9 protein-coding genes are annotated in these 12,722 nt (G+C 33.8%); 1 reads left to right on the top strand and 8 read right to left on the bottom strand.

What is annotated here, in order from left to right:
• Nucleotides 1-126 precede the first annotated feature (126 nt).
• Nucleotides 127-2,184, top strand: coding sequence for a dipeptidyl-peptidase 3 family protein (locus T367_RS0119495; RefSeq protein WP_027421329.1), 2,058 nt, complete (start codon nucleotides 127-129; stop codon nucleotides 2,182-2,184).
• A gap of 405 nt (nucleotides 2,185-2,589) precedes the next feature.
• Here the strand turns inward: T367_RS0119495 and mltG are convergent, their stop codons facing one another.
• The 8 genes from mltG to T367_RS23270 all read right to left on the bottom strand — a co-directional run.
• Nucleotides 2,590-3,633: an endolytic transglycosylase MltG gene (gene mltG / locus T367_RS0119490; RefSeq protein ID WP_027421328.1), complete on the bottom strand. Its 1,044-nt coding sequence runs from the start codon at nucleotides 3,631-3,633 to the stop codon at nucleotides 2,590-2,592.
• Nucleotides 3,634-4,149 (bottom strand): GNAT family N-acetyltransferase, encoded by a 516-nt coding sequence (locus T367_RS0119485; protein WP_035846390.1) that lies wholly within the window; start codon nucleotides 4,147-4,149, stop codon nucleotides 3,634-3,636. It lies immediately after the preceding gene.
• Nucleotides 4,136-4,639, bottom strand: a complete 504-nt coding sequence (locus T367_RS0119480; RefSeq protein WP_027421326.1) for a hypothetical protein — start codon at nucleotides 4,637-4,639, stop codon at nucleotides 4,136-4,138. The genes T367_RS0119485 and T367_RS0119480 overlap by 14 nt, the downstream gene beginning before the upstream one ends.
• Nucleotides 4,629-5,411 carry a diaminopimelate epimerase gene (dapF, locus tag T367_RS0119475; protein ID WP_027421325.1) on the bottom strand — a complete coding sequence of 261 codons (783 nt, stop codon included), beginning with the start codon at nucleotides 5,409-5,411 and terminating at the stop codon, nucleotides 4,629-4,631. The genes T367_RS0119480 and dapF overlap by 11 nt, the downstream gene beginning before the upstream one ends.
• Nucleotides 5,404-6,039 carry a hypothetical protein gene (locus T367_RS0119470; RefSeq protein ID WP_027421324.1) on the bottom strand — a complete coding sequence of 212 codons (636 nt, stop codon included), beginning with the start codon at nucleotides 6,037-6,039 and terminating at the stop codon, nucleotides 5,404-5,406. Before T367_RS0119470 ends, dapF begins: the two co-directional genes overlap by 8 nt.
• Before the next feature lie 1,245 nt (nucleotides 6,040-7,284).
• The gene (locus tag T367_RS0119460; protein ID WP_169736090.1) at nucleotides 7,285-9,474 is read right to left on the bottom strand and encodes an OmpA family protein; all 2,190 of its coding nucleotides are present in this window, start codon (nucleotides 9,472-9,474) and stop codon (nucleotides 7,285-7,287) included.
• Nucleotides 9,475-9,499: 25 nt separating this feature from the next.
• The gene (locus tag T367_RS0119455) at nucleotides 9,500-10,432 is read right to left on the bottom strand and encodes a PorP/SprF family type IX secretion system membrane protein (RefSeq protein ID WP_027421322.1); all 933 of its coding nucleotides are present in this window, start codon (nucleotides 10,430-10,432) and stop codon (nucleotides 9,500-9,502) included.
• A 55-nt stretch (nucleotides 10,433-10,487) separates the two neighbouring features.
• The coding region (locus tag T367_RS23270) for a T9SS type B sorting domain-containing protein (protein WP_027421321.1) at nucleotides 10,488-12,722 on the bottom strand (2,235 nt) is incomplete at its 5' end.

The raw sequence follows: 12,722 nt of genomic DNA, 5'->3' as shown, positions 1-12,722 counted from the left end.
ACGCAAAAAATACCACTAACGTTGAGTGAACGGTATGATTCCATACTTGAATTCGACCCGTTCATAAAAAAACTGATTGAATACTGAAAAACATTAGTTAATTTAGAATTTGAAAAACAGATAAATATGAAATTAAACCAATACGGCTACATAACGGCTATTGCTGGATCGATGTTAATGAGCTGCGGTTCAGACGGAACAGAATCAAAGGACAGTACAACAGATTCAACTGAAAAAAAAGACACTGTGATTACGAGCGAAATTTCAGCTGACATGAAAGAAACATTCGGCGATATTCAAATTCTGCAATACCAAATTCCAGGATTTTATCAATTAAGTTTGAAACAACAAAAACTAGTTTATTATCTATACGAAGCAGGCTTATCTGGAAGAGATATGATCTGGGACCAGAACTATAGACATAACTTAGCCATTCGATCGGCATTAGAAAATATTGTTCAAAATTTTGATGGCGACAAGTCGACTGAAGAATGGAGCAACTTTATGGAGTATACGAATAGAGTATGGTTTTCAAACGGAATCCACCACCACTATTCAATGGATAAATTTATTCCAAAATTCAGTCAACCATATTTCACTGATTTACTTTCAAGTACTTCAACAACATTAAGTGACGAAGTAGTGACGGCAATTTTTGATAAAAATATTGACGCAAAACGAGTGAGTTTAGATCCTAAAAAAGATTTAGTATTGAGTTCTGCTACCAATTTTTATGGACCAAATGTTACGCAAAAAGATGTAGAAACATTTTATGCTGACATCATGGCAAATGGCGGTGATAAACCAGTTGAATTTGGTTTAAATTCTCGTTTGGTAAAAGATGCTGACGGCAATGTAACAGAAGAAGTTTGGAAAGTTGGTGGTAAATATAGTGCAGCTATTGAAGAAGTAGTAAAATGGTTGTCTTTGGCACAAGGTGTTGCTGAAAATGATGAACAAGGAAAAGCTTTAGGTTTATTAATTGAATATTACCAAACAGGTGATTTAGAAAAATGGTCTGAATTTAACATTACTTGGTCACAAGCAACAGAAGGAGACATTGATTACATTCAAGGTTTTGTTGAAGTTTATGGTGATCCAAAAGGAATGAGAGGTTCTTATGAATCAATTGTTCAAATTAAAGATTTTGATGCTTCTGCTCGAATGAAAGTAATGGCAGATAATGTACAATGGTTCGAAGATCAATCATCAATTGCTGATGAACACAAAAAACCAGATGTTAAGGGTGTGAGTTATAAAGTTGTGAATGTTGCTGGTGAAGCTGGTGATGCCTCTCCTTCAACTCCAATTGGTGTGAACTTACCGAATAACGAATGGATTAGAGAAGATCACGGATCAAAATCTGTTAGTTTAGGGAATATTGTTGAAGCTTATGACAATGCTAGTGGTGAAGGAATTTTATCAGAATTTGCGAATGATCAAGAAGAAATAGACAGAGCAATTAAACATGGTAAATTAGCTTCTAAATTGCACACTGCAATGCACGAAGTAATAGGTCATGCATCAGGTAAATTAAACGAAGGAGTTGGAACACCAAAAGAAACTTTAAAGAATTATGCATCAACTTTAGAAGAAGCAAGAGCAGATTTAGTGGCTTTGTATTTTTTAATGGATGAGAAATTAGTTGATTTAGGTTTAATGGAATCTTTAGAAGTTGGTAAAGCTGAATACGATTCTTATATCAGAAACGGATTAATGGTGCAAATGCGTCGATTAGAGCCGGGTGCTGATATTGAAGAAGCACATATGCGAAATAGACAATTGGTTGCAGGTTGGGCTTTTGAAAAAGGTGTAGCTAATAACGTAATCACAAAAGATGTTCGCGATGGTAAAACATTCTTCGAAATCAATGATTATGTGGCTTTAAAAGGAATCTTTGGCGACTTATTAAAAGAGATTCAAAGAATTAAATCAGAAGGTGATTATGCTGCTGGACATGATTTAGTTGAGAACTACGGTGTAAAAGTTGACAAAGGCATTCACGCTGAAGTATTGGAAAGAAGTAAAGCATTGAACATTCCTCCATACAATGGATTTATGAATCCTGTTTTAACATCGGTAATGGATGATGCAGGTGAAATTATTGGAATAACAATGAAGCAACCAGGTAGTTTTGCTGAGCAAATGTTAGACTATTCTGCACGATACGGTTTCTTGAAATAAGAAATTTTATAATATTGACTGGAACGGAGGCAATTATAATTGTCTCCGTTTTTTTTGTTTAAGTATTGTGCGTCTATACGATTGAGCAGCAGCAATGCAGACACATGCAGAGCCGATAAAACTATAAACATACAGTTTCAATCATTTAAGAATAAATAAGTGCTTTTAGTAAATTATCGTTTAATTGAATTTTGCGTATAAATTAACAGGCGCTGGATTAATTTCCTCGCAGCGGGTGAATCAATTAAAATCATTTATCCATACTTTCTAAAGGTATGCTCAATTTTAAACTTGTGGTTTAGTTAGATAGCAGCAGAAATACAGCTACATGCAAAGCATTGCATATACCTTATAACTAATCGCAATACACAAACAAAAATCAATACTAACAACTAATAACTCCCCTTATCTCAACCTCATTTTTCGTGCATAAGCATGCCATTTGGCAGCATTTGCATTGTGTTGGGCATTGGTTTTAGCGAAATTATGTAGACCGCTATTATCAGGCTTTGCACACATAAAAATATAATCATGCTGTTCGGCATTTAGCACAGCATCAATGGCTTGTTTAGATGGCATACGAATTGGTCCAGGGGGAATGCCTGGATAGATATACGTATTGTAAGGGCAATCTCTTTGCATATGAATGGTCAATAACCTTTTCACTCCTTTTAATTCATCACCCCAGCAGAATTTTGCAGTAGGATCAGATTGTAAAAGGATTCCTCTTTTAACTCTATTCAGATAAAGCCCCGCAATGATTGGCCATTCTTGTGTGTTAATTCCTTGCTCAGCCTCAATAATAGATGCCAAGGTTGCGATTTGCGATTGGCTGATATTTAATACTGCTTGTTTGGCTTTTCTATCCTCATTCCAATAGTCTTTATACTTTTTCGCCATGAATGCTACAAACTCCTCTGCAGACGTATCCCACTCCCCAATTTCGTATGTATCAGGCAAGAAAAGACTGATCATAGTTGCGGGATTAAATCCAAATTTCTCAATGGTCGCTGTATGATTTAAATAAGCAACAATTTGGGCAGAATCAGCCTCAATATTTGGCGCTACTTTCCCCGCCATATCCTCTATTGTCAAACAATTATTAAAGGTGATTTTTACATCTTTTAATTCTTGATTACCATTCTTAAAACCGTAAAATATATTTTTAATTTTGATACCATCTACTACTCGATATTTTCCCGGTTCGAGGTTCTCATCAGTCAATCCTAATTTAGTAGCATAAGCTAAAAAAGACTTTTTTGACATGATGTCTTCCTTTTCAAATTTAGCAGCCAAATCCATCAATGATTCGTCAGAATGCACATAGATTATTTTTTGATCAACAGACAATGCAATGGTTTTAAAATGCATGTCATAATATGGTTTCCCAATATAGAAGCCAACGCCACCAATAATTAATAGTACAATTAGAATTATTATCTTTTTCATTTAGGCCAATAGTTTTTGATACATCAATTCATCAATCCAATATCCATTATTATTGAACCAATCTTTTTTGGTGCCAATTTTAGTATATCCTACTGATTCGAATAATTTAATACTCTCAACATTATCAACGAGGATATTGCAGTATAAGTTTCTTATTCCGATTACTTCCAAAGCATATTTTTCTATCAAAATCAATGCTTCAGCTGCCAATCCTTTATTTCGGTGTGCTTTATCTATTAAAATGCCTAAACCCGCTCTTTGGTGAAAGGGATCGAACTCAAACATATCGATTGTTCCGACAGGCAAATCATTCTCATTTAAACAGATAACAAACCTAATTTGTTGATGTGTGTACAAGTCCTGAGCACTTTGAATATAGGCATGAATTAATTCTTTTGAAAAAGGAACTTTTGTTCCACTCACGCGCCAATTTAGCGGATCATTTTCTCTTTGCAGAATATGATCTACATCACTCATTTCTAATGTTCTCAAATATATTTTATCAGCTTTCAACATGTTTAAGATTTAAACTTTCTATATGCTTAAAGATATCACTTTTAGAATATTCCTTTAGGTTAAAAGAATTATCTTCATTTAAAAGATGGGTTGAATTGATTTGATAATAGTTCAAAATCAGATTAACCTTGGCGAGATCAGGAATAAATTCGAATATAAAATCGGCCTGACTATTTGGTAGTAGCACATTTTTTATTGGTTGCAAACAAGTAATAGTTTCTGTATCAACGTGCGCATATTTTAAAAATTCACGTTCAACTATATAATCCTTCTGCGCCAATTCGATAAAAATAAGGGGATATTGTTTTTTAGTGAGGACATTTAGAAAAGGCTCAAAATCATCCCCTACAATTGACTTTTTATAGGTCAAAGAATAATACTTTTTATTTTGCACCAAGATGAGGTGTGGAATTTTATCTGGTGAAATTAAAACCAAATAAGAGCCTGACAATTGGAAATCTTGAAAAGGTAGAACTGGTTTAATTTTCATCTTCAATCACACCTTTAAAAACGAATTCAGCGGGTCCTTCAAGCCATATATTTTGATAAACCTTATCATTTTTAGATGCCTCAAGATGAATTCTCAGATGACCACCCTGTGCTTTCACTTCAATAATTCCTTTATCAATATTGTGCTTTTGGGCAAAACTTATTCCACAAGCCGTAGCGCCTGTTCCACATGCTAAGGTTTCAGCTTCTACCCCTCTTTCATAAGTCCAAATCTCAATATTTCTATCCCCTTTTTCAGCTATCAAATTCACATTTGTTCCTTTCGTTTTAAAACGATCAGAATAGCGGATAGATTTACCGTATTCAACTATATTTTCATTCACACCATTACGATATGCGACATAATGGGGTGAACCGGTATCGATAAAATGATCATTTCCAATAGACTCAATTGCACCATATTGTTGCATTTCTATTTTCACATGCTTATCGCTTATTACTGCTTGATGCATACCATCAATTGCTTCGAAATTAGTTTGGTCTTTAATTATTCCTAAAAACTTAGCGAATGCCACACTGCATCTCGATCCATTCCCACAAAAGCTTTGGCTGCCGTCTGGATTATAAAAATCCATTAAAAAATCTCCTTTTGTTGAAGGTTCAATAAATATTAAACCATCTGCTCCTATACCAAATTTACGATCACACCATTTAATTGCGTAGTCCACTTTATTGGCTTTAAAATCATCTTTACTATTATCTATTAAGATAAAATCGTTTCCTGTTCCTTGGTATTTATAAAAATCAATCATTCAATATATTTTCTCGATCCACCTCTACAAAAGGTAAAAATTCTTGTGTCTCTTTTAATCCGTATAGAATGTCTTCAAATCCTATATAATAAACCTTATTTCTTTTATATATTTGGTATTTAAACTGGTCAGACAAACCATAAAGAATCAACTTGTTTTTGGATAATTTATATCCTGAGAAATTCAAAGGCGATTCCCAAAACTCGACTATTAATTCTGTTATTTTAGATTCTTTAATCCCTAACATTTCTTTGAGGGCTGTATCCTTTTTAATTTCTTCAGTTAAAAATATGATTTGATATTTTTTAGATTTAATCATTCGTTCCCGTCGAATGACGATATCGCTATCAATTTCCGAAGTATCTTTAATTTCAATTTGATCAGTAACTTCGGTTGTGTCAACACTTTCAATTGGTATCGTATCTAGACTCAAACTGTCCACTATAATTACAGGAACAGGTACTTCTATCACCTCTTTTTTTATAATCGTATCGTATACAACCTCTGTAATCACTTGGGCTTCTGTGATTTTATTTCTTTTTTCAATAATTACTGTCGAATTTTTCCCAACGAAAAAGCCGATAAGCCCACCGATTAAAAAAACTGATATGACAAGTAAATATTTCATGTAACAAAAGTAGTACAAAGATCTTTGAAAATAGCAAGATTTATTTGAGAAAGCAATGTTCAGTGATTAAATCAATAATTTAACTATAAAAACACTGTTCCTTCAACAATTTCAATGTCTTAAACCAATATTCCAGTAATAGGATTATCCTTCAGAACCGTTACAATCTTAACACATTGTAATTTATTTAGAATGTTTTTTCGGTGATGTCCTTTAATAGGAATAAATAGCGTTCAACGCGATAGTTTAGAATAATCAGTAGATTTTTCTATTTTTTAGTCTTTCACAAAGAGAATGAGTTTTGAAATTTATTAGCTTTTTTAAATTTTAGATATTAAAAATAGCTTAAGATTATAAACAATAGGGTTTCAATTATGAAATAAAAAAGTTATCATTTAAAATAAAAAAAAACAATAGTGCGACTAAAACTTTAAATTTATATTTGACATCGATGTAAAACAATTAATCGTTTTTATCGCATCCTATATATTACTATTTTACTTTTGTAAAGAATAAAATTTCAGTTTGAATCTTGGGTTATTTTCAAATTGAAGAAACCAAATTAACAATCACAATTTGGTTTAAACATTCTTTAATCACACTATCATTTTTTTTCTGTTTTGGGTTATTTTAGTTTCTTAATACTGAAACGAATGTATAAAAAACATATCAATTTCCACCATACTTTTCGACATGTACCTGTAATAAAATCGGCAAACATGGTGTTTTAATAGATTAAATTATTTATAAAAAGACATAATTATCTTTTTAAACTTGAACCTATTGTAAATCAATGGAATTCTTATCGAAGTAATTAACCAATTCATCGAAGAAAATTCCTATTTTTTTTCAATCCATCCCTTTTAAACAAGTATTGAGGTATTATAAAAATGTACAGAATTAGTATAAAAAGCAGAAAATTATATTTCAGTAGAATTGGGATTAAAAATAAAAATGAATGTTTTTACCGTTAAAAAATGTATGTTTTGTAAGTAGATAAAACGACGATATTCATTCGTTTAGAAAGCCAATAATCATCAAATTTATGTAATGATTTGCAATGCAATAATTTTAACGTCCTCCCTTTTTTATTCGATGCTAAAAGATAAATATGATCAACTTGCACTACTACTTTTAACTATTGGTAATAAGATACACTCAGAACGAGGTTTCAATCTTAAGGCTATAAAACTAAAAAGCTCGGAAGTAATAACTCCCGAACTTTAATAAATTAAGATACTTTATTTATAATTTCACGATAATAAACTCAGTTCGTCTATTCTCTTGATGTTTCTCTTCAGAACATTTTACACCATCACCACATTCGTTTACAAGTTTAGTTTCACCAAAACCTTTACCATAAATACGATCAGGATTTGAGATACGTTCTTTTACGTATTGCGCCGAAGCCTTCGCTCTTTTGTCAGAAAGTGATTCGTTTGACCTTGCACTTCCTCTTGCATCAGTGTGCGACCCTAACTCTACTTCCATCTTAGGATTTTCGTTCATCACTTTTACAATTTTGTCTAATTCAGTTGCGGCATCTGGTCGAATTTTGTATCGCCCTAAATCGAAGTAAATTGGTTTAATGTCTATAATCTTAGAAAGATCACCACCTAACTCAATTTTTTCTAGTGATAAATCTAGTTCGCTATGCACTTCATATTTACCTTCTTTATCAAAAAGCGTATTATAAGTTACCGTTTTAGATAAATACCCATCTCTTTCAATTTCGATATTATAACTACCACGATCGTTTAATTTTTTATTCGCCAAAGCTTTAAAATAATCACCTTTTTGATCAGTTAAGTATTCTTCAACTTTCCCTGTCATATTATCCGTAATTCTCATTCTTACACTATCCAATGGCATTTTTGAAGCCTTACCAGTGATCAACGCATAAATTGATAAGCCAGGATCTTTTTCAAGTTCCAAATCAGCGATAATGATATCGTCAATTGTTTCAGTATTTGCGGTATTACTTCCTGCAAAATATTTCTCTTTTACTCCATTTAAAGTAAATTGTTTATCGCCATCAACCAAGAATTGGTAACTGCCATCTTCTTTTGATGTAGCTGTTCCAGCTACCGCTCCTTCAGCATCCTTTAAAACGACCTCTACACCAGCCAATATTTCACCTTTTTTATCCTTAGCAATACCTTTAATCGTTTTACCAAACATAAATGGAGCATTCATTGTCACGCTATAAATATCATCATCCCCTTTTCCTTCTATTCTGTTAGAAGATAAATAGCCAGATTTTTGATCAGCGTCAATAATCAATGCGAAATCATCTAAGCTAGAATTAATAGGAGCTCCAATATTCATTACTTTTCCAATTTCATATTCATCTTTTAATTGAGCAACAAAAACATCTAATCCACCTAAACCGAATTTACCGTCAGACGAAAAAAGCAACATTTCATTTCCAGCATGAATAAAAGGAAAGACTTCATTACCTTCTGTATTAATAGTCGCTCCTAAATTAATAGGTTGACCATAAGTACCATCTTCATTCATTTGAACTTTGTAGATATCTGCGCCGCCTATACCTCCAACCATGTCAGAAACGAAGAATAACCATTTACCATCCTTAGACATTGTTGCATGTCCGCAAGAATGATCTTTTGAATTAAAAGGCAATTCGATTGGATCTGTCCATTCATCATCAACAAATTTAGAAGACATCAACATCAATCTTGTCATTCCATCGGCATCTTTTTCATTATAATTGTTTCGGGTAAAAATCATAAACGTACCGTCACTATTAAAACAAACAGGACCTTCATGAAATTTCTTATTAAACCTGCTATCGAATTTTATTGGACTTTTGATTTGATTCCCTTCTTTTTCTGCGATATACATATCCAAGAAAGGTAATTTATTCCAATTCCATCTTCTGTAAATCGGTCCTATTTGTGTATTTGTTGAAGCGTAAACCAATTTATTTTTATAGAAAGAAACACCAAAATCTTGTGCTTCAGAATTCATTTCAAGATTCTCAATACTAAATTGGCCATTATCTTCTTGAATTTTTGTTCTTACATCTACATTCTCTGTAAACTCAACACCTCTTGAATCATCCAATTTTCTTTCGGCAAAAGCTTTCATCCAAAGATCTGCATCATCATAATTTTTAACTTCCTTTAGAATGGCAGCATAGTTATATAAATCATCCGCTATATTCCCTTCGGTCAGCACAACATCTCTAAACACAGCCTCAGCTTTATTAAGTTCTCCCGTATTCCAGTAGCTGATACCTAATTTTCTTTTATCGTCTAAAGTAGTTAGCTCTATATTTTCAAATCTTTTAATCGCTTCATCGTAGGAAAAATTTTCAAACAAATAGTTCGCTTTTTTCAATTTACCTGGATTTGACTCTTGCGCGTAAACTGCGGAACTTATTATAAATATAATTAGTAATAACTTTTTCATCGTCATCTATTTCTTTACTATCAAATTAAAAATATCTTGGAGATTGAATCTTCCCTTTACCTGAGAACATAAAATCATATCTCAGCATTAGTTCATGAGATCCAGCATTGTACACAGAGGTTTTATTTGCATAAGACCAGTCGAAAGAATAACCTAATGAAAATTGCTGTGTTAAATTAAGACCTGCTAAAATCCCCAAAGCATCCGTTGTTCTCCACATTGGGCCAACCCAATATTTATCAACAAAATAAAACAAAGCCGTTAAGTCTAATTCCATCGGAGCACCCTGTGTTGCCTTAATGAAAGTAGTTGGTCTCAATTTAATTGTTTGTCTTTCGTTGATTGGAAAAACCGTACCTGCAATTAGGTAGAAGTGTCTTTGCTCAGACGACTCTATTGTTGCAGTTGAATTATCATTTAAGTTATTCTCCAATAATTTAGGTGTAGATAAACCAACATAAAATTTAGGTGTAGAATAATAGACTCCAAATCCAAAATTAGGTAATACATCAGATTGGATATCATTTTCAAAAATCGCATCTCCACCTTCAGAAGTAACCACATCCGAAGCCAATTTATTCGTTCTGAAATTAAGTCCTGATTTTAAACCAAAAGACAATTTTCCTGTTTCACGAATTTGAATTTTATAGGCGATATCTAAATTAACCTGAGTTGATTTTGTCGGTCCAATTTGATCGTGCATAAACGATAAACCTAAACCAATTTTATCATTAGCTAAAGGCGCATGAACGGTTAAAGTTTGCGTTGTAGGTGCACCAGGGAAATTCACCCATTGAGACCTGTGCAAACCTGTTACGGTAAGTGCATCTCTACTTCCAGCATAACCAGAATTGACAGCTAATGTATTAAATGAATAGTGCGTAAACATTGCATCCTGTTGCGCTAATCCTATTTCGGATGATGCAACTGCTAACAAAATTAAAATATACTTTTTCATATCTTTTTCTTTAAATGATCCTGGTCGATTAACTCAACCAGGATCGTTTTTAATTTTATCTTTCTAAGTAGATGTAGTTTTTAATTATCTCACTACCATCGCCTAAGTCAATCACGTAGAAGTATGTTCCAGGAGGCAATTGATCGCCAACGTTAAGGCCAAATTGATTTGTCCCATCCCAATCATTCTGGTAATCCGAAGAAGCAAACACTTTACTTCCCCATCTATTGAAGATTATTACAGAAACATTTTCCATATCCTCAATTCCTAATACGATGAACGTATCATTTTTACCATCACCATTTGGAGAGAAACCTGTTGGTGCAATCACACCCGTTTCTTCTGTACAAACATCTGCATCTAAATAATCTGGAATGTTATCACCGTCACAATCAGTATAGTCTCCGAATTCATCTGTATCAGATTCTTCACTTGTTGGTATCCCGTCATTATCATCATCAGTATCTAGATAATCATTAATTCCGTCACCATCTGTATCATCTGGTCCAGTACCATCTCCGTTTGGATCATTCTCAACATCATCAGGTACACCATCATTATCAGAATCTTCATCCTTATAATCATCAATACCATCACCATCTGTATCAGGAGGTGTTATTCCGCCAGTGTTGTCATCTAAACCATCACCATTCTCATCAATGAAGTCATCAATTACACCATCACTATCTGTATCTGTTCCGCCACCTTCAATAATGTCATCAATTCCATCATTATCTGAATCTGAATCTGTATAATCTGGATTTCCGTCACCATCTGTATCTATTGGATCAGTTGTTTGATTGTTATCATCCCAACCGTCACCATCTTCATCTGTAAAATCATCAATCACACCATCTCCATCTGTATCATTCTGACCATTTTCTTCAGTATCAGTTATTCCATCATTATCAGAATCTAAATCCTCGTGATCTGGAACACCGTCACCATCTGTATCTAATAGACCATCTGTCATGTCATCATCATCAGCACCGTCTCCATCTGCATCAACAAAATCATCAATTCTTCCATCACCATCTGTATCAATTCCACCATCTTCAATAATATCTGCAGTACCATCGTTGTCAGAATCAAGATCTAAATAATCTGAAACGCCATCACCATCAGTATCTTCAGAACCGTCAGTTACATTGTTATCATCCCATCCGTCACCGTTTTCATCTGTAAAGTCGTCAACGTGACCGTCATTATCAGCATCTATTCCACCATCTTCAATGATATCAAATATGCCGTCATTATCAGAATCTACATCTTGGAAGTTTGAGTTACCATCACCATCCGTATCAGGATTAATGATATCTGTTCCTCCGTTATCAGCATCATATAAATCGTCTAAGCCATCTCCATCAGTATCATTCACCAATGTTCCGTCTTCATTTATATCATCAACTTTACCATCCCCATTTGCATCTTCGCCACCAGCTTCAATGATATCTGAAATTCCATCATTATCTGCATCTAAATCCCAAATATCAATTATTCCGTCACCATCTGTATCAGTTGGATTCGTATAAGGATCACCATCTCCGTCAAGATCTAAATCTTCAACAGCATCAGGAATTCCATCATTGTCGTCATCTAAATCAGCGATATCAACAATTCCGTCACCATCCGTATCAACTAAGTTTTCTCTAAAATCTAAATCTCCTATTCCTGGTGCATCAGCATCAGCAAGTGTACCATCTGTTAAAGGATCTTCAGTTCTATTACCACCATTAATACCAGCAGTTGCATCACTTAAAATCACATCATCAAATGCATCATCTAAACCATCATTATCCGTATCATCTCCAGAAGGAACAGTATCAGCGACACCATCTCCATCTAAATCATGACCTTCAATTAAATCAGATTCACCATCATTGTCAGAATCTAAATCAACATAATCTGGTTCTGCATCACCATCGTGATTGTTAGGAACGATTGGTGTTCCTGATTCATCTAAATCGTAAGCATCATCTATTCCATCACCGTCCGAATCAGTTCCAGTTGGTGCGATATAATCAGCAGTTGCTTGCCCTTCAATATTATCAATGATTCCGTCTCCGTCTGCATCAATATCTACGTAGTTTGCACCACCTTCGCCATCAGTATTTGGCAATGGTAAAGCCGTTCCACCGTCACCAGCACCAGGAGCAGTATTATCATCCGTATCTACAACATCTGAGAAACCGTCACCATCAACATCTGCAAAATCATCTAAGATTCCATCGCCATCAGCATCAGTTCCGCCACCTTCAATCGCATCTACTATTCCATCATTATCAGAATC

The organism is Crocinitomix catalasitica ATCC 23190 (assembly GCF_000621625.1).
Taxonomy (GTDB): domain Bacteria; phylum Bacteroidota; class Bacteroidia; order Flavobacteriales_D; family Crocinitomicaceae; genus Crocinitomix; species Crocinitomix catalasitica.
The sequence above is the reverse complement of the archived record's forward strand: the minus strand, read 5'-3'. Positions and strand labels throughout refer to the sequence as shown.

Bases quoted from the DNA above. Each gene is read 5' to 3' on its own strand.
- dapF (WP_027421325.1), bottom strand. From the start codon at position 5,411: ATGATTGATTTTTATAAATACCAAGGAACAGGAAACGATTTTATCTTA.
- T367_RS0119495 (WP_027421329.1), top strand. From the start codon at position 127: ATGAAATTAAACCAATACGGCTACATAACGGCTATTGCTGGATCGATG.
- T367_RS0119480 (WP_027421326.1), bottom strand. From the start codon at position 4,639: ATGAAAATTAAACCAGTTCTACCTTTTCAAGATTTCCAATTGTCAGGC.
- T367_RS0119460 (WP_169736090.1), bottom strand. From the start codon at position 9,474: ATGAAAAAGTTATTACTAATTATATTTATAATAAGTTCCGCAGTTTAC.
- mltG (WP_027421328.1), bottom strand. From the start codon at position 3,633: ATGAAAAAGATAATAATTCTAATTGTACTATTAATTATTGGTGGCGTT.
- T367_RS0119470 (WP_027421324.1), bottom strand. From the start codon at position 6,039: ATGAAATATTTACTTGTCATATCAGTTTTTTTAATCGGTGGGCTTATC.
- T367_RS0119485 (WP_035846390.1), bottom strand. From the start codon at position 4,149: ATGTTGAAAGCTGATAAAATATATTTGAGAACATTAGAAATGAGTGAT.
- T367_RS0119455 (WP_027421322.1), bottom strand. From the start codon at position 10,432: ATGAAAAAGTATATTTTAATTTTGTTAGCAGTTGCATCATCCGAAATA.